The organism is Paracoccus tegillarcae, assembly GCF_002847305.1.
GTDB lineage: Bacteria > Pseudomonadota > Alphaproteobacteria > Rhodobacterales > Rhodobacteraceae > Paracoccus > Paracoccus tegillarcae.
In genome coordinates, this window is sequence record NZ_CP025408.1 from 438469 (window position 1) to 461309 (window position 22841).

Consider the following 22841-nt stretch of genomic DNA (forward strand, 5'->3'; position numbering starts at 1 on the left):
GGGATCCAGTCGGGATCCACCCCGCCAGAAGCCACCCAAACCACAGGACTACCCCGCCCCATGGACCTCGCCTTTGCGCCGCGCCAGATCGAGTTCTGGCCGATCGAGCACCTGCGCCCCTATGCCCGGAACGCCAAGATGCACGGGCCCGATCAGGTGGCCCGCATCGCCGCCAGCATGGCCCGCTTCGGCTGGACGGTGCCCTGCATGGTCGGGGACGACGGCGAGTTGATCGCCGGTCATGGACGGGTGCTGGCGGCGACGGAACTGGGGCTTTCGGAGGTGCCGGTGATCCGGCTCGGCCATCTCGATGAGGCGGAACGCCGGGCCTACCGGATCGCAGACAACAAGCTGACGGAACTCGGTGACTGGGACGAAGCGCTGCTGCGCGACGAGGTCGCGGGTCTGCTGGCCGAGGATTTCGACCTGTCACTGCTGGGCTTTGCCGAGGATGAGCTGGAGGCGCTGCTGCAGGATCCGGAGTTCGGCGAGAATGTCGGGGCGGAGGGTGAAGACGAGGTGCCCGAGCCGCCCGCCGATCCGGTCTCGGTGCCGGGCGATCTCTGGCGGCTCGGGCCCCACCGGCTGATCTGCGGCGACAGCACCTCAGCGGATGTCGTCGGCAAGCTTTTGGGCGATGTCCGCCCACTGCTGATGGTCACCGATCCGCCCTATGGGGTGGAATACGACCCGAACTGGCGCAATGCCACGGGCGCGGCCAAGACCAAACGCACCGGCAAGGTGCTGAATGACGACCGCGCCGACTGGCGCGAGGCCTGGGCGCTGTTTCCGGGCGATGTGGCCTATGTCTGGCACGGCGCGCTGCATGCGACCACGGTCGCCGACAGCCTGATCGCGGCCGGCTTCGACATCCGCTCGCAGATCATCTGGGCCAAGGACCGGCTGGTCCTCAGCCGGGGCGATTATCACTGGCAACACGAGCCCTGCTGGTACGCGGTGAAGAAGCGCGGCAAGGGTCATTGGGCCGGGGACCGCAAGCAGACCACCTTGTGGCAAATCGCCAACAAGGATCAGGACGCGGAAACGGTTCACGGCACGCAGAAGCCGGTCGAGTGCATGCGCCGGCCGATCCTAAACAATTCCAGCCCTGGACAGGCGATCTACGAGCCTTTCATGGGCTCGGGCACCACGCTGATCGCGGCCCAGACCACCGGCCGGGTCTGCTACGGGATCGAGTTGAACCCCGCCTATGTGGATGTCGCCATCGCCCGTTGGCAGAACCTGGCGGGTAAGCCCGCCGTGCTGGACGGTACTGGCCAAACCTTTGCAGATCTGACAACCTCCCGACGCTGAGACCAGAACTCTCGCAATCTTCGCCATATCGTGAGGACTGCGACCTCCCGAACTGTTGCACCGATGCGGGTCTACGAAATTTGGTCATCTGGGCGATAAGCTTGACACTCAATCGCTTCATGACAAGGTGCTCGTAACAAAATCGAACAATCGGAACTCCTATGACAGTGCAGCGTATTGAGAGCAAAGATTGCTCGATTAAAGACCTTTTCCACCAATTCTACGCTGTTCCCGACTACCAGCGTGAGTATGTTTGGGGTCCAGAGGAGGTGGAGCAGCTTCTGTCAGATATACGCGGTGAAATGGGCGAAGCATCAAATCCCGAAGCTCCAGAATACTTCATCGGCAGCATTGTCGTCTGTCCCAGCAATAACATCGACGATGTCCTCGATCTGATCGATGGACAACAGCGGATGACAACACTCTATATTTTGCTTTGCGCTATCCGTGATCGATTGAAAGACTTGGGAGCTGCCGAGTTAACGACGCTAAAGTCCCAAATCGCAGATTCAACTGTCGACGACATCGGTAACGAGACCTTCCGGCACCGTCTCGAACTGCAATACGAAGATAGCGGAGATGCCTTGACTCATATTGCGACGGGCAGGCCCATCGGCAACGCTACGACCACCTCAATGAACAATATGGCCGTTGCCCACCATGTCGCGAAAAAGTTCCTTGCCGCCGAGTTCGATGAGGATCCTAACGCGCTACGCGCCTTTTACGGCTATCTTACCAACAAAGTTAAATTAATCCGGATTCAAACCGAGGATGTCGCAAAAGCGCTAAAGATCTTCGAAACGATCAATGATCGCGGCGTCGGCCTCAATTCTATGGACCTGTTGAAGAATCTACTGTTCATGAAAACCGCGCCCGACAAGTTCGACAAGCTGAAAGCTAGCTGGAAAGAACTTCAGGATGTTATCTACGACATGCGCGAGAAACCCCTTCGATTTCTACGATATTTCATAGTCAGCCGATACAACGTAGATATCATTCGTGAAGACGAGATTTATGGCTGGTTTTCCAGCAGGGATTCCGAGATTGGGTACTCCAAGGACCCGAACGCTTTCGTTAGAGAGTTGATATCGGCGGCACGCGCATATAGCAACTTCAGGTCTGGCAACGATCAAAATGGCAAACGCAATCGCTACCTAGACAATATGCGCCTTTTGGGCGGCTCTGCAGCGCGGCAGCATTTGATCTTGCTTCTTGCCGGACGGCATCTGGAACCAGAACTTTTTGATCGGCTGGCGGCGGAGGTCGAGAATCTCTTCTTCTGCTATGTCATCACGCGTGAGCCGACGCGAACATTTGAACGCAATTTTGCTCGTTGGGCAACCGAGCTTCGGAAAGTAAATTCCTTGGAGCAGTTCGACACCTTCATTTCAGAGCGCTTCGACAAGGAGAAAGCAACACTGGCAAACCGCTTCGATGATGCGATAGGGCGACTCGAGCTGGGCAAACTCCAACTGTACAGAATGGTATACATCCTTGGAAAGCTGTCCCAGCAGGTCGATATCAATGCTTATGGCGAAACACCCGGCACCGCTTGGCTCGATCACTATATGAGCAGCGGATTCGAAATCGAACATATCTACCCGCAGAATCCGACGCCCGACGCTTTGGAGGAGTTTGGAGAAATAAGCGATCCGACCATCGTGCAGAGGCTCGGCAATCTAGTGCTGGCCGAAAAATCTATAAATGCTTCGCTTGGCAACCGCCCCTACTCCGAAAAGAGACCGGTTTATCAGCAATCAAAGCTTCTGTTGACCCGCGCACTTAGTGAAAGGCCGAAAGTCGGAGCGAATACACGCATTGACCGTGCCGTAGCAAAAATAGAACCTTACCCAAATTGGAACGAGGGCTCCATTAACGACCGGCAAAAAGCACTTGGAACATTATCGCGGGCGATTTGGGGCATGCCGGAACGCCAGCAAGCGTTCGGCACCTGAGAAAATAGCGGCCAGCATCACTGTTTCGACCTGCGAACCCCCCGCAAAAGTGGGGTCGTTCAGTCGGATAACGCCTTTACACGGATTTCACTATTCGCTGAGTGCCAGCCTGTAGATCCTTCCTCGACCGTCCACCTTTTCGGAGGTCACGGTCAGCCCCAGCTTTTTCTTCAGCGAACCGGAAATGGCCCCACGAATCGAATGATGCTGCCATCCCGTCGCCTCGGCGATCTCGGCGATGGTCGCGCCGCCCTCCGCCTGCAGCATCGCGATCAGCCGCGCCTGCTTGGTGCCGGGGCGCTGGGAGGCGGCGATGGCCTCAGGCTTCGCGTCCCGCAGGCCCGCCATGGTTTTCACCACGACCGGGTCGATCCCGACTGCCGCAAGGCCCTCGGGCGTCGCGATCAACGTGGTGCCATGCCCGTCGCCGGTCTCGCGCCAGAGCGGTTCCTTGTGCCGGAGATTGGCTTCGACCTCTTCGATGAGGCCGAGCTTGATCATCCGGCCGATGGCCATCTTCGCCGCCGCACCATGCAGCCCGTCGGGCAGCGGCAGGGCGAGACTGCCCGGCCGGGCGCTGGCGCGGGTCAGGATCAGGGTCTGGGTGTCGGTGAGTTTGGTCATTGCTCGCTCCGTGCATCGCCGCCGCAGGTCACGGTCGGCTTCTACGGAGCCGGGCCCCGCTCTCGGCGGGGCGTGACAGTCGTCTTTATCGGCCCGCGCGTCAGGCGGCGTGTTCACCCTCGCCGAATGTAAAATCGCTGATCTGCTTCAGCAGGTGGGCCTGATATTCGAGGCTGCCGACATCGCCCCAGTTCAACCGCTCCGGGTCTGCCCCGAAATGATCCTCGCTGAAGTCCTGCAGCCGGGCCAGCATCGCGTCGATTTCGGTCTTCTTCGCGATAAAGGCGGCAAGGGCGGCGTCATTGGTGCGGGCGGTTTGGCGGGTCATTTCGGTCTCCGGGAGTTGCGTTTCGTTGATGCAGCATCGCTCCGGGGCCTCCTGAAGTGTAGAGAATTCGGAGCAATAACAGTGCTTTCTGATGCACATCACCATCATCTTCGGTGGCACCTATGAAGGGCATGAGCGAGCGGGCCTATGCGGCCCATGCCGGACTGTCGCGCGGGGCGATCCAGAAGGCGCGGAAGAGCGGCAGGCTGGTGCTCTTCGCCGATGGCTCCATCGACGCGGCGGCGTCGGACGCAAGGCGCGCGGCCACAACCGATCCTGATCAGCAGCAGCGGGCGAAGGGCGGCACCGCGCGACAGTCAACGGCAGCGCAACGCACGCCGGATGCCAACCTCGCCGCCCCGTCGATCTCCGGCCCGGGCGACTCGTCCTCTTATCTGAAAGCCCGGACGGCGCTAACGGTCTATCAGGCGCAGGAGCGCCAGATCGCCATCCAGAAGAAGAAGGGCGTGCTGGTCGACCGCGCAAGGGCCGAGACGCTGGTCTTCCGCCTCGCCCGGCAGGAGCGGGATGCCTGGGTGACCTGGCCCGCGCGCGTCGCCGCGATCATGGCGGCGGAGCTCTCGGCCGAGATGGAAAAGACCACCGGGGAAGCGATCAGCATCGGCACCGGGGTGCTGCAGAGGGTGCTGGAAACCCATGTCCGAGACCAGCTTGCCGCCCTCGCCGACCTCAAGGTTTCTCTTGAATGATGAGGATGGGACAGACGGTGACGCGCCCGACCTGAGCTTCGATGGCGCCGAGGACATGTTGCGTGCCTGGTCGCGCGGCATCCGGCCTGATCCGGACCTGACGGTCTCCGAATGGGCGGACAAACACCGCTGGCTGTCCTCGCGCGCCGCCGCCGAGCCGGGGCGCTATCGCACCGCGCGGACGCCCTATCTGCGCGAGATCATGGATGCGCTCTCGCCGGGCCATCCGGCGCAGCGGATCAGCTTCATGAAGGCCGCGCAGGTCGGTGCGACCGAAGCGGGCAACAACTGGATCGGCTTTGTGATCCATCACGCGCCGGGCCCGATGCTGGCGGTACTGCCGACGGTCGAGATGGCGAAACGCGCCTCGCGCGGCCGGCTCGACCCGCTGATTACGGATTCGCCGGCCCTGCGCGAACGGGTCAGCCCGGCGCGGTCGCGCGATGCCGGGAATTCGATGCTCTCAAAAGAGTTTCCGGGCGGCATTCTGGTGCTGACCGGCGCCAACAGCGCGACCGGCCTGCGTTCCATGCCTGCACGCTATCTGTTTCTGGACGAGATCGACGCCTATCCGCCCTCGGCCGACGAGGAGGGCGATCCGGTGACACTGGCGGAGGCCCGCAGCACCACCTTCGCCCATCGCCGAAAGGTTTTTCTGGTTTCGACGCCGACGATCCGGGGGCTGAGCCGGATCGAGCAGGAATTCGAGGCGTCCGACCAGCGACGCTATTTCGTGCCCTGCCCGCATTGCGGTGCGATGCAATGGCTGGAATTCGAGCGCCTGCGTTGGGACAAGGGCAAGCCCGAGACCGCTGCCTATGTCTGCAACGCCTGCGATACCCTGATCGCCGAGCATCACAAGACGGCCATGCTGGAAGCGGGCGAATGGCGCGCGACGGCGGTCGCAACTGACCCGTATCATGTCGGCTATCACCTCTCGGCGCTTTATTCGCCCATCGGCTGGAAGAGCTGGGAACAGATCGCCCGGGAATGGCTGGCCGCTCAGGGCAATGACGAGATGCTGCGCGCGGCGCGCAACACGCTTCTGGGCGAGACCTGGGTCGAACGCGGCGAGGCACCGGAATGGCAGCGGCTGGCCGACCGGCGCGAGGTCTTCGCGGCGCAGATCCCCGAAGGCGGACTGTTCCTGACCGCCGGGGCCGACATTCAGAAGGACCGCATCGAGGTCGATATCTGGGCCTGGGGACGGGGCCTACAAAGCTGGCTTGTCGATCACATCGTCATCCCCGGCGGGCCGGACAGCCCGGCAGCCTGGGCAGAATTGACCAGGCTTCTCGGCCAGACATGGCTGCATGCGCATGGCGCGGTGATGCCGATTGCAAAGCTGGCCATCGATACCGGCTATGAGGCAGCGACGGTCTATGCCTGGGCGCGGGCGCAGGGGTTCGAACAGGTCGCGCCGGTCAAGGGTCTCGAAGGCTTCAACCGGGCGACGCCGGTCTCGGGGCCAACCTTCGTCGATGCCACAGTGGGCGGCAAACGCCTGCGCCGCGGCGCCCGGCTCTGGTCGGTCGCCACGGCCACCTTCAAGATCGAGACCTATCGGTTTCTGCGACTGGAACGGCCCGAAGATGATCAACCCGATCCGCCGGGGATGATCCATCTGCCGAACTGGGCCGACAGCGAATGGCTGAAGCAGCTGGTCGCCGAACAGCTGGTCACGGTCCGCAACAAGCGCGGCTATGCCCGGCACGAATGGCAGAAGCTGCGCGAACGCAACGAGGCGCTGGACACCCGGGTCTATGCCCGCGCCGCCGCCTGGATCATGGGTGCGGATCGCTGGGACGAGCGGATGTGGCGGCAGCTTGAGGATCAGGCGGGTGTCGCGCCGCCGGTACCGGATGCGGGCGCAGCCCATTCAACCGATACCGCCGAGCCTGCTGCAGACCCGCCTGCCCGTCAGGCGGGCGCCCCGCCCACAACACCACGCCGCAAGCGGCGAACCTACACACCGCGTTTCATGAGGTGAGAAATGGAGATCGACCGTATGCAGGCGCTTTTGACCGCGCTGCAGGAAGCGCGCTTCAGCGGGCTGCGCAGCGTCAGCTATGACGGCAAGACCCTGACCTATGGCTCGGACGCCGAACTGGCAGCTGCGATCAGCGATCTGGAAGCCCGGATTGCGCGTGTATCTGGCACCGCGCGCCATCGCCGCTGGGGCACTGTCGCGACCAAGGGGCTCTGAGCCATGGCATTCGACGGCATCCGTCAGCGGCTGGGCGCGATCATCGGCGGGTTCGACGCCGCACAGTCGCATCGACGCCTGCGCGGCTTTCGGGCCTCCCGCGCGCATGTGAACACGCTGATCGCGGGCGCGGGCGAGACCATCACCGCGCGGGCCCGCTGGCTTGCGCGCAACAATGGCTACGCCAGCGGCGCGGTCGAGGCCTTCGCCAGCAATGTCGTCGGTGATGGGATCAAACCGTCCTCGTCGATTGCGAATGCGGCGCAGAAGGAGGCGCTGCAGAAACTCTGGCTTGGCTGGACCGACGAGGCCGATGCCGAGGGGCTGACGGACTTTTATGGCCTTCAGCGCCGCGCCGTGCGCGAACTGTTTCTGGCAGGCGAAGTGTTTCTGCGGCTGCGCCCGCGCCGCCCCGAGGACGGGCTCTCGGTGCCGCTGCAGCTGCAGATGCTGCCCTCCGAGATGCTGCCGATGGACATGAACCGGGAATTGCCGGGCGGCGGGAGCATCCGTCAGGGCATCGAATTCGACGGCATCGGGCGGCGCGCGGCCTATCACCTGCTGCGCCGCCATCCGGGTGACATGACCGATCCGGGGCTCGTCGGCGAAACGGTCCGCGTGTCGGCCTCGGAGATCGTTCATGTGCTGGATCCTGTAGAGGCCGGTCAGCTGCGCGGCGTCTCGCGCTTTGCCCCGGCGATTGTGAAGCTGTTCACGCTGGATCTCTATGACGATGCCGAGCTGGAGCGGAAAAAGACAGCAGCGATGTTCGCGATGTTCATCACCTCGCCCGCTCCGGAAACACCGCTGGAACCGGCGGAAGAGGATCTGGAAGTCGAGCCCGGTCAGGTGGTCCGCCTCGATCCGGGCGAGGATGTCTCGACCCCCGCCACGCCGGATTCCGGATCGACCTATGAGCCGTTTCAATACCGGACCTTGCTGCAGATCGCAGCGGCGCTGGGCATTCCCTACCCGTACCTGACCGGCGATGCCGCGCGGGGGAACTTTTCCAATACCCGCGTCGCGCTGCTAGACTTCCGCCGTCGGGTCTCGGCGATCCAGCACAGCGTCATCGTGCATCAGCTCTGCCGTCCGGTCTGGCAGCGCTGGATGGATCTGGCGGTGTTGTCGGGCGCCATCGACCTGCCCGGCTATGACCGCGACCGCCGCAGCTTTCAGGCGGTCAGCTGGCTGCCGACCCGCTGGGACTGGGTCGATCCGATGAAGGACGCCTCGGCCGAGATTCTGCAGATCGAGGCCGGTCTCAAATCCCGCAGCCAGGCGATTTCCGAGCGCGGCTATGACGCCGAACAGGTCGACCGCGAGATCGCGGCGGAACGCAAGCGCGAGACGGCGCTGGGCCTCGATTTCCGCCGCCCCGGCTCGCCCGCGCAGGGGTCCAAGGGCAATGCAGCTGGCGATGGCACGGACGTCAGCAATAGCAAGGACGATGACGAAGACCGTGTCGCCGACCCTGATAACGACGACACCGACGATGACGATGCCAGAAAGGACCGCTGATGCATCATGCCCAGATCGCCCAGCGCGCCTTCGACACCCCGCTGATGATCGCCCCCGCCAAGGCACTGGCCTTTCTCAGCGGTCTCGGGCCCCGTATCGCCGGACAGGAGATCAGGTTTGATGGGGCAGCCGTACCCGAACCCGATCTGATCATCGCGCGGCAGACGGCCCGCGCGTCGCTGATCGGCGGCGATCTGGTTGGGAGGCGCGGCGCTGATGCCGACGCGCCTTTCCCCATCATCGATGGCGTGGCGGTGATCGCCATTGCCGGAACGCTGGTCCATCGCGGCGCCTGGATCGGGCAGAGCTCCGGGCTGACCTCCTATGAGGGGCTCGCCGCCCAGATCGACGCGGCGGTTCATGACCCCGCCATTCGCGGCATCGCGCTGGAGATCGACAGTTTCGGTGGCGAAGTCGCCGGAGCTTTTGACCTCGCCGACCGCATCCGCGCGGCGCGGGCCAAAAAACCGGTTCATGCCTTTCTGGCCGAACATGCGCTCTCGGCCGGTTACGCGCTTGCCTCACAGGCGACCCGCATCACCCTGCCCCGCACCGGGGCGGCAGGCAGCATCGGGGTCATCACCATGCACACCGACATGTCCGGCATGCTGGCCCAGAAGGGTGTGGCGGTTACGCTGATCCATGCCGGGGCCCAAAAGGCCGATGGCAATCCCTATGCCGCGCTGCCCGAAGGCATCCGCGACCGGCTGCAATCCGAACTGGAGGATCTGCGCATCCTCTTCGCGGAAACGGTGGCGGCAGGTCGCGGTGCCAGAATGACCAGAGACGCGGCGCTCGCCACCGAAGCGGCAGTGTTTCGCGGCGCTGCGGCCATTGAGGCCGGTCTCGCCGATGCCGTGGCCGATCCCCGTGCCGCGTTCCGCGCCTTTGCCGACAGTTTCGGCCGCCCGGCATTGCCGGTCGGACGACCGACGAAATCCCCGACCCTTTCACCACCCCACCCCAAACAGGAGATGATCATGAGTGATCAGTCGGATACCGATGCCCGGACGCCGGACCAGCAAAACCCGCAAGCCGCCGCCCCAAGCGCGGCCCACGCGCCGACGCAACCCGTCGCGCCGACGGCAGAGCAAGCGGCAGCGGAACCGCCCGCGCCCGGCACCGCAGCGGCTGCGGCCCCGCATGATGCCACCGCCGATGCCATCCGCGCCGAAGCTGCCGAAGTGGCCGCGATCTGCGCGCAGGCGGCAAAGCTGGGCGTCGCCCTGGACGCCGCCGATGCGGTGAGGCGCGGCGTGAGCCCCGATGCCCTGCGCGGCCAGATCCTCGACAGCCTCGCGGCCAGAAGCGATGCCAGCGGCATTCTGGCCAGCGCGCCCGCGCCGACAAACAAGCCGAGCCCGCTTGTCACTGCCGCCCGCAAATCCGCCGACAGCGCCCAGCGCTGATCGCCTGACAGCTTCCGGAGATCCAGATGCCCGTTCTGACCCAACCGCCCAGCATGGGCGATGCGCTCAAATATGAGCTGAACCCCAATTATACCCGCGAGACAGTCACCCTGGCCGAGGGCACCGAATACCCGGCAGGTGCGGTCCTCGGCCGCATCACCGTCAGCGGCCACTACACCTTCGCCAGCCACGGCGGCAGCGATGGCGCGGAACTGGCCGCTGGCATCCTGCTCTATCCGGTCGATACAAGGCTGGCGGAGGCCACCGGCATTCTGCTGGCCCGTGGACCGGCGATCCTGTCGCGCGACGCCCTCTTCTACGATGGCAGCATCGATGACGCGGCCAAGATCGCCCTGAAACACACTGAGCTGACCGCGCTGGGCATCGTCATCCGCGACAGCGCCTGACCGGAAGCTGCGACACTCTCTTTCTTATCCTTCTTTCCGACAAGGTTTCCCCATGACCATCATCCGCAATCCCTTCGATGCCGGTGGCTATTCACTGGCCGAGATGACGCAGGCCATCAATATCCTGCCGAACCTCTATACCCGCCTCGGCGAGTTGGGCCTCTTCCGCTTCGAGGGCGTCTCCCAGCGCAGCGTCATCATCGAACAGATCGAGGGCGTGCTGAACCTGCTCCCCTCGGTGCCGCTGGGCGGTCCCGCCTCGGTCGGGTCGCGAGAGGGGCGCGCCATGCGCAGTTTTGCCCTGCCCTGGATCCCGCATGACGATGTCATTCTGCCCGCCGATATTCAGGGGGTTCCGGCCATCGGCGCCGGGGACGAGGCCGATCCGCTGGTCGCGGTGATGACCCGCAAACTGACGCTGATGCGCCGCAAGCATGCCCAGACCCGCGAATATATGGAGATGAACGCGCTGCGCGGCATCGTGAAGGACGGCGCGGGCACCACGCTCTACAATTACTTCACCGAATTCGGCATCGCGCAGATCAGCGTCGATTTTGTCCTCGGCACCGCCGGGACCAACATTCAGGGCAAGGTCCGCGAGGTGCTGCGCGCCGTCGAGGACAATCTGCTGGGCGAAAGCATGTCGGGCGTCCATGCCCTGGTCAGCCGCGAATTCTTCGACAAGCTGATCTCGCATCCGAAGACCGAGGAAGCCTATAAATTCTATGCCGCGACCGGCGCCCAGCCGCTCCGGCAGGATGTCCGCCGCAACTTCCCCTTCGCAGGCATCCTCTTCGAGGAATATGCGGGCGCGGTGACGCTGTCGACCAAGGCATCGGATCGGCTGGTCCCGGCCAATGAAGGCATCGCCTTCCCGACCGGCACCATGGACACGTTTACCACCTATGGCGGTCCGGCGAACCTTCTGGAAACCGCCAATACCATCGGGTTGCCGCTCTATGCCCGCCAGCATCTCGACCCCAAGGGCCGGTGGATTGACCTGATGACCGAGGCCTCGATCCTGCCGGTCAACAAGCGGCCCCGCCTCGCAATCCGGCTGCACAGCTCGAACTGATGACTGCGTTTGCCGCCGCCATGGATCGCATCTTCGGCCATCCGGACATGGGCATTTCCGCCGTCTGGATCGCGGGTGGCACATCGGAGGAACGCCCGATCCGTCTGATCCGCCGCGCGCCGGACCGGATCACCGAGTTCGGATCGGCGCGGATCCTGTCGGACACCCTGACCGCCGATATCCGCATCAGCGAAATCCCCGATCCCCGGCCGGGCGATCTGATCGTCATCGGCGCCGACAGCCATGTCATTCAGGGCGAGCCGATCCGCGACCGCGACCGGCTGATCTGGACGGTGGAACTGGTGCCAGCATGAGGCTCAAACTCGATATCGATCCGGATCTCGTCGCGATGATGCAGGCCGAGATCGAGGCGGGCGAAAAGGCCGTGACCGGCGCCATGCGCGAGGCGGGTGCGGGCCTGAAGGCCGCATGGCGCGGGCAGATCACCGGGGCCGGACTGGGGCGCAGGCTGGCGAATTCGATCCGCAACGCCACCTATCCGAAGGCGGGAGACAGCCTGAACGCCACAGCGCTGGTCTGGTCGAAGGCGCCGGTGATCATCGGCGCCCATAATGCCGGGCCGCTGATCCGTTCCCGCGACGGGTTCTGGCTGGCGATCCCGACCGAAGCCGCCGGAAAATCCCTGCGCGGCGGGCGCATCACGCCCGGCGAATGGGAGCGTCGCACCGGGCTGCGGCTGCGTTTTGTCTATCGGCGACACGGGCCCAGCCTGCTGGTGGCCGAGGGGAGGATCAACACGAAAGGCCGCGCGGTGGCGTCACGGTCCAAGACCGGGCGCGGGCGGGCCACCGTGCCGATCTTCCTGCTGGTGCCGCAGGTCAGGCTGCCGAAGCGGCTGGATCTGGCGCGGGAGGCGGAACGGGCAGTGGATGGGGTGCCGGGGAAGATCGTGTGGAAGTGGGTCGAGGGGAAAGTTTAGGCAGAAGGTACTGCGTTGACATAGGCGGCGCTTTGTCATGAAACTCCGAGGGATAGTTTATTTAGACAAAAGCATTTGCAGCATGGCCTCATTAAGCAAATCTTACCGACCCATTCGGCGCGATATTGCCTTCGGGGCAACATGCCAGAAATGCAATCGGGTGCTCCGGTCGCACACTGCATACATACTTTACGGCGAAGATGATGGCGAACAGACCTTTGGACCCAGTTGCGCAAAAAAGGTCCTCAACGAGGCGGGAATATCAGCCCTCAAATCGGTTCCGGACTATACGGCTGCGATCACAAGCCCTGACGACGACGAGTCTCTGGAGGAGGATGAAGCCAGACAGCAGGGCGCGCGTGAGCCTGTCCACAGGGAGCCAGCGGCTTCGGACCAGCAGGAGATCAGATATCTTTTGCTTCGTCAGAGAGTTCTTCAACATATTCCTGGTGCAAGCTATCAGCCCTTGGAAAAATATGTTCTGCAATATGACCAAGGCGGGACATTGAGCCCGGCCGCAGTAAGGCATGTCGGCAATATTATGAGAAAGCACGATGGTGGTCGATATGGCATGCGATCACTGCTGACCGTGCATGCCTATGATGCTGCGCTCGCCTACTCCCTATCGATTTCAAGACTGAAAAATAACAAATTTCTTAATGACATACACGCCTACTTGCATCGCCACCTGCGCCTGACGCCGAAGCAAATCGACGCCGCAGATAAGGATCTCCCGAATGGTGTGAGCTTGGACCATGCTGGCTTCTATGTGCCGGAGCGACCATCCGATGAATGAAGCCGCGTTTCATGCAGAAACGACACCCTGCTCCAGGCAGTCTACCTACCCTGCAAGACCTACCGCTCGAGAAACTGGCGAAGCTGCAAGCTTATATGTGCAAAACTGGCTACGACAGCATCGAGGACATGATCAAGCGCTCGCCCGTAGCCGTCGTTCAGGGCTGCCACGTCGAAATCAAGGCGCTCGAGCGCGACCAGTACCCCACCAGCGTCATGTGCGTCGGCGATCCTAAGGTCGTTATTCACGAACAATGCTGCCAGGGCACTATTTCTGACTGTCAGATCTTCTGAGGTCGTCCCGGCGCCAAAAGCGTCGATCTGCTCGCCGTCGGCGTTCAGGCGCTCAAGAATGTTGGTCAGCGCCTGAAGCAGCCTCAGGCTTGCAAACTCCTTGATGTCTTTGCCGTCATGGCCAGCAGACTTGATCAAAGCACGCAGGAAACCGTTGGGAATGCGCTGCGCGATTTCGTGGATATTCTTGCATCGCGAAAGAAATTCCTGCTCTGACATGTCCAATGGAGCGACCTGTGCCAGACGGCAAAGTTCCGGATAGCTGACCCAGCCTTCGTTCTTCAGCTCCTGTCGGTCAAACTTCACGATGTCGGTGGCAGACTCATCGCGCTCAAAGGCACGTCCCAGCTCTTCCAGCATGTCTCCAAGTTCGAGCAGAACGTCCAGATAGCGTTGGGTCTTGGCTACGATGTGCTCCTCGCCCAAGTCAAATCCAGCAACTTTGGCATGAGCCAACGCGTGCGCGTGCGCGTGTACGATTTCCCGGTCCGGAAGTCCTTTGTAGAGTTCACGCATCGGCACGCTGATCAAATTCCGGCCAACGCGGATACAATCGCGGAAGGCCCATTGCCCTTGATAGGACGGGCTGCATCTCCAGACCGATCCTGATCGGAACGGCGTAGAGTTGTAGAAATGGTTCTGTTCATATCTCTTGAGAAATCGATCATCGAGAAAAACAGATTCCCCCGGGTACCTAATTTGTCTGGCTCGATTACGTGTCATCGATTCGGCACAGCCGGGCCACAGAAGACCATCAGCACTTTTGTCTGGGCACAATTCAGGCGTTACAGCGGTGACGATCGCCCAAAGCTGGATCAGCAACTGCCCCTCATACTCTTGGATGCAAAGCTCGTACCAGCCAGGATCGGGTTTGAACTCAACCGACGTTTCGCCATTCATCAGTGCGCGCAACGCCTCGCTGTCCGCGACCGCTGCTTCGTAGTAAAAGACACGAACCCCATGGCACCCTCGCATCCAGAGATAGCGCCTGAGGTGCTCGTTGGACATCTGCCAAGACACGTTTCGAGAAACCGAGAAGTAATGTTGCGTCGAGATTTCGCCCTCGACCACGCCGAACTCTGGCAATGACAAGTCATCAAAAATGATCTTCTGCCGTCGCCCGTCGGCGGGGTCGCCGCCTATACAACGAGGCGACAATCCTAGCGCCATCCACACCTTTTCAGCGAGGTTATAGGTGTAGAAAGAACCATCCCCCCAAGACGCCACGACATAGTCGAGACCGGAAACGGATGGCACAAAATCAGACAGACCGCCCAATGCGCGGACATCTGGTGTCGAATACTCGACTACCCCTTCTCCGGCCTCGGAGGAAATATCCTGAAGGTGAATTGTTGGCTGCGGCGAGAGCGCCATTAACATGTGGCAATATTCGCGGCGCGGACCGAACTGATCAAAATCGTAGTGAGATGTGACCTCAACCTTTCGGCTTGGGTCGGAATCGACGGGTTGCAGCAATTGAAGCAACTTCGGGGGCAAGAGGTTCGCCGTTATCGGAAACTGCGAAAGGTAGTCCGGGATCATGCTGAACCTCACTTGGATTGAACGACCGTGTTGTAGCCGGCAGTTCCGCCTAGCCAACAACGCACCTTATAAGAAAGTGCCCTTCTTATGCCCACCACCCGCGAAACCGTCCTGACCGCCTTGCACGCGCGCCTGTCCAAGCTGTCTTCCACCGCGCTACGCGGCGACGTGCTGCCCGAACGCGTGCCGCCTGATGGGCTGCTGATCCTGCGCGACGGCGAACCGGGTGAACCCGAGGTCACGCTGTCGCCGCTGCGATATCACTATCAGCTCCGGGCCGAGATCGAGGCGTTCGTTCAGGGCGCCGACCGTGACGCCGCCTTCGACGCCCTCTGCGCCAGCATCGGCACTGTCATCGCCGCCGACCGGACGCTGGGCGGGCTGTGCGACTGGATCGAAGCCGAAGCGCCTCGCCCGGTCGATCTGCCCGTCGAGGGAGCGGCCAGTCTGAAGGCGGCGGTGATCCCGGTGATCTTGCACTACACCATCGCAGACCCGCTGGCATAAGCGGCTCTCAGCAGGTGCCGTAATAATTACCCGAGAAGCGGCAATATTCACGCGCGGTGCCGCTGGCGATCATCGTCGCCGCGATGTCGCGACCGTCCGGCAGCCAGCATTGCCCGACGATGCGCCCGTAGCGGTCGACATCGCGCATCCGGCACTGAACAGACCGCCCGGAGACGAGGCCCGCCAGTTGCGCCGTCGCGGTCGACCCGCCCGCATTGCCGATCTCCGGCGCATCCAGCCCCCAGACCCGGATGCGCGTGCTTTGGGAGGTGACCCAGAATGTGTCGCCATCGACAACCCGGGTCACCTGACCGGCAAAATCGAACCGTGATGGCGTCGCGGGTGCTGCGACCTGCGTCGGCACGCATCCAGTCAAAACCATGGTCGCTATGACCGCGATTGTCGCCCGCCCTCTGGACAGCCAGTCCGCCGGTCGCCGCAATCCCAAACCTACCATCCCGCTCCTCACAACCATTGTCCAAACTCCGGCCCATTCTGCGGCGCAGCGCCCGGACCCGCAACCGCGCGCCGCGAACTTCCCTAACCCGACCTGACCGAAAGGACTTTTTCATGGCACGAGCCCAGGGGGCGCGGGCGCAGATGGCGCTTGCGTTCGAAACCGTTTATGGCACGCCGCCTGTGGGCGGCTTCACGAAGATGCCCTTCGCCAGCACCACGCTCGGGGCGGAACAGCCGCTGCTGAACTCCGAACTGCTGGGCTATGGCCGCGATCCGCTGGCGCCGATCAAGGATGCGGTGACGGCCGCTGGCGATATCGTCATGCCCATCGATGCCGAGGCCTTCGGCTTCTGGCTGAAGGCGGCCTTCGGAGACCCGGTCACCTCCGGCACCGGCCCATGGACGCATGAATTCCGCTCGGGCGCTTGGGTGCTGCCCAGCCTTTCCATCGAGACTGGTATGCCCGAGGTGCCGCGCTTCGCCGTCTATTCCGGCTGCGTGCTGGATCAGCTCAACTGGCAGATGCAGCGCTCAGGTCTGCTGACCGCAACCGCCCGGCTGGTCGCACAGGGCGAGACGGTTGGCACTGTCAGCAATGCGGGCACGCCTGCCCTCATCGACCTGAAGCGCTTCGGCCATTTCAACGGCGCGATCACCCGCAACGGCACGGGGCTGGGCAATGTCGTCTCGGCCCAGATCGCCTATGCCAACAATCTCGACCGGATCGAAACCATCCGCGCCGATGGGCGCATCGATGGCGCAGACCCGTCCATCGCCGCTCTCACCGGGTCCATCGAGGTCCGCTTCGCCGACAGCACGCTGGTGACGCAGGCCCTTGATGGCGATCCCTGCGAACTCGAGTTCGCCTACGTCCTGCCCTCGGGCGAAAGCTTCACCTTCACCGTACATGCTGTCTACCTGCCCCGCCCCCGGATCGAGATTTCCGGGCCGCAGGGCGTGCAGGCAACCTTCGACTGGCAGGCCGCGCGTGACAGCGCGCTGAGCCGCATGTGCACCGCCACCCTGATCAACGACCGCGAGGAATACTGATGCTGACACTCGACTTGAGCAATGAACCGCGTTGGCACGATCTGGCGCCCGGCGTCCGGGTGCAGCTGCGCCCGCTGACCACCGCACTGATGGTCGCCACCCGCAGCGACCCGGATGTCGAGGCAGTGCCGGACGCGACCAGCGATGAGGAACGGGCGCTGATCTTCGCCAAGGCGCTGGCCCGTCGCGCGGTTCTGGACTGGGAGGGGGTCGGCGATTCCGATGGCAAGGTGATCGCCCCCAGCCCGCAGGCCATTGATGCGCTTCTGGACACCTGGCCGATCTTCGAAGCCTTCCAATTGGTCTATGTCTCGAAGGGCCTGTTGCTGGAACAGGAAAAAAACGTCTCCGCGCCCTCGCCGACTGGTGCTTCGATGGGGGCGACAGCTACTGCGCGGCCTGCACGCAAAGCTGCGAAGACTGCCCGACGCGGCAAAACCAGCCGCTGACTTGGGAGGGCTGGCAGGTCTGGGATCTGGTCGGACGGCTCGGCGGGCAGTTGCGCGTGCTGCCGGGCGCGGTGATCGGCTGGGATCTGACCGCGGCACTGGGGCTGGCAGCGGCGCTGGGCATCCCGGCGACGGCCGCAGCTGAACTGCTGCCCATCATCGAAGCAGTGATGGTGCGGAAGATGAACGAACAGATGGAACGATGAGATGGCAGAAAAACGCGTCAGCGTCCGCCTCGCGGCGGTGGGCGGACGTCAGGTGCGCGCCGAGCTGGAAGGTGTGGGCGAGGCCGGATCGCGAGGCTTCGGGCGCCTCTCGCGCGAGATGGAAGCGGCGAATGCCCGCATGGCTGGGTTTACGCGCAAGGTCGGGGTCGCGGCAGCCGCTGCGGTCGCCACCGCCACGGCTGCTGGTATCGCCATGGTCCGGTCCGGGCTCCAGACGGTGGATGCGCAGGCGAAGCTGGCGCAATCGCTCGGCACCACGGTCGCCTCGATCCAGACGCTGGAACGTGCGGGCGAGCTTGCAGGCGTGTCGATGTCCGGCATCGAACAGGCGACCAAGGATCTGACCCGGCGGCTGAGCCAGGCGGCGGCCGGCGGTGGTCCGGCGGCGGAAGCGCTGGAACGGTTGGGCCTGACGGCAAGCGAGTTGCTGGCCCTGCCGCTGGACGAACGCGTCGGGGCTATCAATGCCGCCATCGCCGAATTCGTGCCAGTGGCCCAGCGTGCTGCGGTCGCAGGTCAGCTCTTCGGCGAGGAAGGCTCGATTGCCATGTCGCGCATCGATACGGCCACCTTGCGGCAGGCGACCGAGGACGTGCACGCCTTCGGGGTCGTGGTCTCGGAACAGGATGCCGACAGGATCGAACGGACGAATGACGCGATTTCGCGTCTCGGACTGGTCTGGCGCGGGCTGTCGAACCAGCTGGCGGTGGCTGCCGCCCCGGCCTTGGAGGCCGTCGCCGATGCCATGGCAGCTCTGGCCAGCCGCACCGGTCCGCTCGGAATGGCGATCAGCGGTCTGTTTGATCAGATCGGCAGGCTGTCGACCTATGCCGCCAGTTTCGCGGCTTTCATGGCCGGGCGCTGGGTCGCGGGGCTGGCAGTGGCGGCAGTTTCCGTGCGCGGCCTTGCCACGGCGCTGGTCGTGCTGCGCGGGGCCCTGATCCGCACCGGCATCGGTGCCCTGATCGTCGGGGCCGGGGAACTGGTCTATCAGTTCACGAAGCTGGTCAAGAGCGCGGGCGGCTTTGGCAATGCCATGGCGCTGATGGGCGATGTGGCGAAGGCCGTCTGGGAGGGCATCAAGACCACGGCCCTGTCCTTCGCCGACGATTTCCGGGCCATGCAATCGGAGATCGAGGCGATCTGGACCCGGCTCATGGCCTTCCTTGCCGGGAAATGGGCCGACTTTCTGGGAATGATCGCGCCCACCTTCAACAAGGTGGCCGAAGAGATCGGATCTGACACCCGCATCGATGTCTTCGAAGCGCTGGGCCGGGCGTCGATGCTGGAACACGCGGCCAGCAATTCGGCCCATATGGCGGGGCGCTATCGCGACCGGGCCAGTTCAAGCCGGGCTTCCGCCTTCGATGGTGTGGGCCCGGCCATGGAGGCGCTGCGCGCGGCGATGGCGGGTGGCGAGGATGATGTCGGTGGTGCGGCGCTGAACGTGGCGACGGAAGCTGCCGGGCGCTACGAGAATGCGCTGAGCGGGGTGGAGACAGCCGCCACCGGCGCGGGTGCGGCCGCAAAGGAGGCCGGGGCCGCGGGCAAGGCGGCGGCGGAAGAGGCCAAGCCTGCCGCCGAAGCAGCGGCCGCCGGCTGGAAGGCCGTGACGGAGGCGCTGTCGGATTATGCGAAGAAGGCAAAGGATATCGGCGCCGATATCGGTCAGGCACTCGTCAGCGCGTTCCAGAGCGCCGAGAACGCGGTCGGAGAATTCGTGAAGACCGGCAAGCTCGATTTCCGCGATTTGGTCACCTCTCTGCTGGCCGATCTCTCGAAACTGGCCGCACGGCGTTTCCTGCTCGGCCCCATCGCCAATGCGCTTTCGGGCGCGCTGGGCGGTGCAGGCGGGATTTTCGCAAGCATCATGCATACAGGCGGCATGGTCGGTGCCACAGGTCCAGGGCGCATGGTTCCGGCGCTGGCCTTTGCTGGGGCATCGCGCATGCATAGCGGCGGCATGGTCGGACTGCGTCATGACGAAGTGCCCGCGATCCTCCAGCGTGGCGAGCGGGTGCTGTCGCGCCGCGAGGCGAAGGATTACGGCCAGGGCGTCACCGTCAACATCCATGCCCGTGACGCCGAAAGCTTCCGGCAGTCCCGCACCCAGATCGCCGCCGATATTGCCCGCGCCGTCTCGCTCGGTCGGCGCGGATTATAGAAGAGAGATCAGACAATGGCATTTCACGAGGTCCGGTTTCCGGACACTATCAGCCGCGGCGCGCGTGGCGGGCCGGAGCGGCGCACCCAGATCGTCGAACTGGCCTCGGGCGAAGAGGAGCGCAATGCCAGCTGGGCCAATTCGCGACGCCGCTACGATGTCAGCTATGGCATCCGCCGCGCCGACGATCTGGCGAAGGTCGTCGCCTTCTTCGAGGCGCGGAACGGACGGCTTTACGGCTTTCGCTTCAAGGACTGGGCCGATCATCGGTCCTGCCTGCCTTCGCAATCCCCATCGCGAATGGATCAGCAGATCGGCACGGGCGATGGCGTCACGACCAGTTTTCAGCTGGTTAAGCGTTACGCGTCGGGTGGCCAATCCTGGGCACGGACCATCACCAAACCGTTCGCAGGCACTGTCCAGATCGCTATGAATGGTATCGCGCAAAGCTCCGGCTGGTCGGTCGACCATAAAACCGGCCTTGTCAGTTTCGACACCGCGCCCACCACCGGCATCGCCATCACGGCAGGGTTCGAATTCGACGTGCCGGTCCGGTTCGACAGCGACGCGCTGGACGTGACGCTGGACATCGAACGCCTCGGCTCCATCACCTCCATTCCCTTGCTGGAGATCCGGCGATGAAGAATATCCCGCCCGCGCTGCAGACCCATCTCGACAGCGGCACCACGACGCTCGCCTGGTGCTGGCGCATTACCCGCGCCGACGGTCTGGCTTTTGGTTTCACCGACCATGATCGGGTGCTGGTGTTCGACGGCACAGAATTCGAACCGGAAAGCGGGCTGACAGCGAGCGAGATCCGCTCAGGCGCCGATCTCTCGGTCGATGCGCAGGACGCGGCAGGCGCGCTGCGCTCGGACCGGATTTCTGAGACCGATATTCTGGACGGGCACTGGGACAATGCCGAAGTCGAGCTCTGGCGGGTGAACTGGCAGTCACCCGGCCAGCGCGTGCTGATGCGGCGCGGCGCCATTGGTCAGATCCGGCGCGGGCGCCACGCCTTCGTGGCCGAGATCCGCTCAATGTCGCATCTCCTCGGCCAGACCGTCGGGCGGAGCTTTCAGGCCAGCTGCGACGCCGCGCTCGGCGATTCCCGCTGCGGCGTCGATCTGAAGGATGCGGCGTTTCGCGGCGCGGGCGTTGTCATCGACAGTCTGCGCGACCGGGCCTTCACCGCCTCCGGCCTCGGTGGCTTTGAGGCGGGCTGGTTCCGCTTCGGCACGCTCACATGGACCAATGGCCCCAATGCCGGACGCCGCGCTGAGGTGCTGGCCCATAATCGCAGCGATGGCATCGCCATCATCACGCTACTGGAAGCGCCGATCCGACCCATCGGCGCGGGCGACGGCTTCACCGTCCGGGCGGGCTGCGACAAGCGCATTGCCACCTGCAGCCAGAAGTTCGGGAATGTCGTCAATTTCCGGGGCTTTCCGCATATTCCGGGCCAGGACACAATTTTGCGCTATGCCTCATCGGATGGTGGGCATGCTGGCGGTGTGCTGTGACCAGGCGGCATAATCCCGTGCATATCTGACCGCATGATGCACTTTGCCCTCGGGCTCCCCCTTCGAATGCGAACTTATTCTTGCGTCATCATTTGCTTCAATTCCTCGGGTAAAAGAAGCCGATCACCTCGATGAAGCATATAGTGACAATTCGGGCAGACAGGCACGAGGTCTTTGATCGGATCAGTGTGCCTTCCAGACCGGGCCTGAGATAAGGGCTTCAGGTGATGGACATGGATAAAGCCTTTGCCATGGTCGCCATAAGTCCGCTCAAAGCTGAAGCCGCACACAATGCACGAAGTGCCATGCGCCTCGATGCAGGCCTTTCGCGCCGCTGGGTCTCGCTCGTAGCGCGTCGTCACATGGACCGACAATGCGCCTTCTGAATAGGATCCGGCTTGCCGAGGGCGCAGTCCATCCAGAACCCAGTACTTCCGGTCGCGATTGACGGGAACAATATCAATCTTCTCACAAAGGCGTAGGAAAGACTCCTCAACCTTTGACCATTGGGGATCATCCGGCAAAATCTGCGCGCCCAGAATGCGGTTCAAGACTGGATTGGTTTCCTTTCCGTCCAACCGTTTTTGGTCGCCAAGCTCTTTGTGGGTTTTGATCGAAATGTTCTTGTAACCAATAAAACGGCTCGGGCCAAACAGGACATCCCCCTCTACCCAAGCCGCGACCAGATTGTATCCACGGCGCAATCGCTCTCGAGCAAAGAAGCGATCTTCCTCATTCGGTGAAAGAAGATAGCCGCGTAGCGTCCTCAGGTTTCGCCGTATGCCAGATACGTCCTCAACAAACTGAACCAAGATCAACTCCATCGTCTGAACCAGCGATACGCTCCGCGATGGCAATCCAGGATGCAAGGCCTGACAAAATTGACTGGTAGACGATCCCCAAGTGCTTCGAATTCGGACTGCATCATCGCCGCCGCGCGCAGCTGGCTCGGCACGCCCTATCACGATCAGGCCAGTTTGCGGGGCGTCGGATGCGACTGCCTCGGGCTGGCGCGCGGCGTCTGGCGGGACGTGGTCGGCGATGAGCCTTTCCCGATCCCTCCCTATAGCCGCGATTGGGGCGAGACGGGTTTCCGCGAAGTTCTGGCCGAAGGCGCGCGGCGGATGATGATGGAACTGCCGGCCGCTGATGCCGGACCGGGCGCGCTGGTCGTCTTCCGCATGCGTGCAGGTGCCATCGCCAAGCATGTCGGGATTCTCTCCGCGCCGGACCGCTTCATCCACGCCTATGAACGGCTGGGCGTGATCGAAGAACCTCTGACGCCTGCCTGGCAGCGACGCATCGCTTTCGCCTTTCTCTTCCCCAGCATCTGAAAGCTCAT

The 22841-nt window shown here is 63.2% G+C and carries 25 protein-coding genes; 20 read left to right on the forward strand and 5 right to left on the reverse strand.

Going from position 1 to position 22841, the window contains the following annotated elements; genetic code table 11:
* Nucleotides 1-60 precede the first annotated feature (60 nt).
* Together CUV01_RS02200 and CUV01_RS02205 are read left to right on the forward strand one after the other, a co-directional pair.
* Nucleotides 61-1314: a DNA methyltransferase gene (locus CUV01_RS02200; RefSeq protein WP_101459033.1), complete on the forward strand. Its 1254-nt coding sequence runs from the start codon at nucleotides 61-63 to the stop codon at nucleotides 1312-1314.
* A gap of 161 nt (nucleotides 1315-1475) precedes the next feature.
* Nucleotides 1476-3269: a DUF262 domain-containing protein gene (locus CUV01_RS02205; RefSeq protein WP_101459034.1), complete on the forward strand. Its 1794-nt coding sequence runs from the start codon at nucleotides 1476-1478 to the stop codon at nucleotides 3267-3269.
* Between the two features lie 90 nt (nucleotides 3270-3359).
* Here CUV01_RS02205 and CUV01_RS02210 read toward each other — a convergent pair whose 3' ends face one another.
* Nucleotides 3360-3893: a DUF3489 domain-containing protein gene (locus CUV01_RS02210; RefSeq protein WP_101459035.1), complete on the reverse strand. Its 534-nt coding sequence runs from the start codon at nucleotides 3891-3893 to the stop codon at nucleotides 3360-3362.
* A 100-nt stretch (nucleotides 3894-3993) separates the two neighbouring features.
* Nucleotides 3994-4221 carry a hypothetical protein gene (locus CUV01_RS02215; protein WP_101459036.1) on the reverse strand — a complete coding sequence of 76 codons (228 nt, stop codon included), beginning with the start codon at nucleotides 4219-4221 and terminating at the stop codon, nucleotides 3994-3996.
* A 122-nt stretch (nucleotides 4222-4343) separates the two neighbouring features.
* Here CUV01_RS02215 and CUV01_RS02220 point away from each other — a divergent pair, with 122 nt between their 5' ends.
* The 10 genes from CUV01_RS02220 to CUV01_RS02265 all read left to right on the forward strand — a co-directional run bounded on the left by CUV01_RS02220 (nucleotide 4344) and on the right by CUV01_RS02265 (nucleotide 13285).
* A complete protein-coding gene (locus CUV01_RS02220) occupies nucleotides 4344-4931 on the forward strand; it encodes a hypothetical protein (RefSeq protein ID WP_101459037.1) in 588 nt (195 codons plus the stop codon).
* Nucleotides 4879-6921: a phage terminase large subunit family protein gene (locus CUV01_RS02225; RefSeq protein WP_101459038.1), complete on the forward strand. Its 2043-nt coding sequence runs from the start codon at nucleotides 4879-4881 to the stop codon at nucleotides 6919-6921. The genes CUV01_RS02220 and CUV01_RS02225 overlap by 53 nt, the downstream gene beginning before the upstream one ends.
* A gap of 3 nt (nucleotides 6922-6924) precedes the next feature.
* Nucleotides 6925-7137, forward strand: coding sequence for a phage head-tail joining protein (locus CUV01_RS02230; protein WP_101459039.1), 213 nt, complete (start codon nucleotides 6925-6927; stop codon nucleotides 7135-7137).
* Between the two features lie 3 nt (nucleotides 7138-7140).
* The gene (locus CUV01_RS02235; RefSeq protein ID WP_101459040.1) at nucleotides 7141-8658 is read left to right on the forward strand and encodes a phage portal protein; all 1518 of its coding nucleotides are present in this window, start codon (nucleotides 7141-7143) and stop codon (nucleotides 8656-8658) included.
* Nucleotides 8658-10067, forward strand: coding sequence for a S49 family peptidase (locus CUV01_RS02240; protein WP_101459041.1), 1410 nt, complete (start codon nucleotides 8658-8660; stop codon nucleotides 10065-10067). The genes CUV01_RS02235 and CUV01_RS02240 overlap by 1 nt, the downstream gene beginning before the upstream one ends.
* 26 nt (nucleotides 10068-10093) lie before the next feature.
* Nucleotides 10094-10474 carry a head decoration protein gene (locus CUV01_RS02245; RefSeq protein WP_101459042.1) on the forward strand — a complete coding sequence of 127 codons (381 nt, stop codon included), beginning with the start codon at nucleotides 10094-10096 and terminating at the stop codon, nucleotides 10472-10474.
* A gap of 52 nt (nucleotides 10475-10526) precedes the next feature.
* On the forward strand, nucleotides 10527-11549 hold the full coding sequence (locus CUV01_RS02250; RefSeq protein ID WP_101459043.1) for a major capsid protein: 1023 nt from the start codon (nucleotides 10527-10529) through the stop codon (nucleotides 11547-11549).
* Nucleotides 11549-11863 carry a head-tail joining protein gene (locus CUV01_RS02255; protein ID WP_101459044.1) on the forward strand — a complete coding sequence of 105 codons (315 nt, stop codon included), beginning with the start codon at nucleotides 11549-11551 and terminating at the stop codon, nucleotides 11861-11863. The genes CUV01_RS02250 and CUV01_RS02255 overlap by 1 nt, the downstream gene beginning before the upstream one ends.
* The gene (locus CUV01_RS02260) at nucleotides 11860-12489 is read left to right on the forward strand and encodes a DUF6441 family protein (RefSeq protein WP_101459045.1); all 630 of its coding nucleotides are present in this window, start codon (nucleotides 11860-11862) and stop codon (nucleotides 12487-12489) included. The genes CUV01_RS02255 and CUV01_RS02260 overlap by 4 nt, the downstream gene beginning before the upstream one ends.
* An 82-nt stretch (nucleotides 12490-12571) precedes the next feature.
* Nucleotides 12572-13285 carry a hypothetical protein gene (locus CUV01_RS02265; RefSeq protein ID WP_157994759.1) on the forward strand — a complete coding sequence of 238 codons (714 nt, stop codon included), beginning with the start codon at nucleotides 12572-12574 and terminating at the stop codon, nucleotides 13283-13285.
* Between the two features lie 59 nt (nucleotides 13286-13344).
* Here CUV01_RS02265 and CUV01_RS02270 read toward each other — a convergent pair whose 3' ends face one another.
* Nucleotides 13345-15120 carry a hypothetical protein gene (locus CUV01_RS02270; RefSeq protein WP_101459047.1) on the reverse strand — a complete coding sequence of 592 codons (1776 nt, stop codon included), beginning with the start codon at nucleotides 15118-15120 and terminating at the stop codon, nucleotides 13345-13347.
* A gap of 87 nt (nucleotides 15121-15207) precedes the next feature.
* On the opposite strand from CUV01_RS02270, the gene CUV01_RS02275 reads away from it, so the two are divergent.
* Complete coding sequence (locus CUV01_RS02275) at nucleotides 15208-15627, forward strand: acyl-CoA transferase (protein ID WP_101459048.1); 420 nt, start codon at nucleotides 15208-15210, stop codon at nucleotides 15625-15627.
* A 7-nt stretch (nucleotides 15628-15634) separates the two neighbouring features.
* On the opposite strand, the gene CUV01_RS02280 is transcribed toward CUV01_RS02275, so the two are convergent.
* A complete protein-coding gene (locus tag CUV01_RS02280; protein WP_157994760.1) occupies nucleotides 15635-16084 on the reverse strand; it encodes a thermonuclease family protein in 450 nt (149 codons plus the stop codon).
* 113 nt (nucleotides 16085-16197) lie between these two features.
* Between CUV01_RS02280 and CUV01_RS02285 the strand changes: the two genes are divergently transcribed.
* The 6 genes from CUV01_RS02285 to CUV01_RS02310 are packed head-to-tail and all read left to right on the forward strand — an operon-like array spanning nucleotide 16198 to nucleotide 21499.
* Nucleotides 16198-17136, forward strand: coding sequence for a phage tail tube protein (locus tag CUV01_RS02285; protein ID WP_101459050.1), 939 nt, complete (start codon nucleotides 16198-16200; stop codon nucleotides 17134-17136).
* The gene (locus tag CUV01_RS02290) at nucleotides 17136-17585 is read left to right on the forward strand and encodes a hypothetical protein (RefSeq protein ID WP_101459051.1); all 450 of its coding nucleotides are present in this window, start codon (nucleotides 17136-17138) and stop codon (nucleotides 17583-17585) included. Before CUV01_RS02285 ends, CUV01_RS02290 begins: the two co-directional genes overlap by 1 nt.
* A gap of 56 nt (nucleotides 17586-17641) precedes the next feature.
* Nucleotides 17642-17791: a DUF7697 family protein gene (locus CUV01_RS02295; RefSeq protein ID WP_422385873.1), complete on the forward strand. Its 150-nt coding sequence runs from the start codon at nucleotides 17642-17644 to the stop codon at nucleotides 17789-17791.
* A 1-nt stretch (nucleotide 17792) separates the two neighbouring features.
* Nucleotides 17793-19976, forward strand: coding sequence for a phage tail tape measure C-terminal domain-containing protein (locus tag CUV01_RS02300; RefSeq protein ID WP_101459053.1), 2184 nt, complete (start codon nucleotides 17793-17795; stop codon nucleotides 19974-19976).
* A 15-nt stretch (nucleotides 19977-19991) separates the two neighbouring features.
* Complete coding sequence (locus CUV01_RS02305; RefSeq protein ID WP_101459054.1) at nucleotides 19992-20618, forward strand: DUF2460 domain-containing protein; 627 nt, start codon at nucleotides 19992-19994, stop codon at nucleotides 20616-20618.
* The gene (locus tag CUV01_RS02310) at nucleotides 20615-21499 is read left to right on the forward strand and encodes a DUF2163 domain-containing protein (RefSeq protein ID WP_101459055.1); all 885 of its coding nucleotides are present in this window, start codon (nucleotides 20615-20617) and stop codon (nucleotides 21497-21499) included. The genes CUV01_RS02305 and CUV01_RS02310 overlap by 4 nt, the downstream gene beginning before the upstream one ends.
* Nucleotides 21500-21573: 74 nt before the next feature.
* Here CUV01_RS02310 and CUV01_RS02315 read toward each other — a convergent pair whose 3' ends face one another.
* Nucleotides 21574-22323 carry an HNH endonuclease gene (locus tag CUV01_RS02315; RefSeq protein ID WP_101459056.1) on the reverse strand — a complete coding sequence of 250 codons (750 nt, stop codon included), beginning with the start codon at nucleotides 22321-22323 and terminating at the stop codon, nucleotides 21574-21576.
* Between the two features lie 57 nt (nucleotides 22324-22380).
* Here CUV01_RS02315 and CUV01_RS02320 point away from each other — a divergent pair, with 57 nt between their 5' ends.
* Nucleotides 22381-22833: an NlpC/P60 family protein gene (locus tag CUV01_RS02320; RefSeq protein ID WP_232962436.1), complete on the forward strand. Its 453-nt coding sequence runs from the start codon at nucleotides 22381-22383 to the stop codon at nucleotides 22831-22833.
* Nucleotides 22834-22841: the final 8 nt, after the last annotated feature.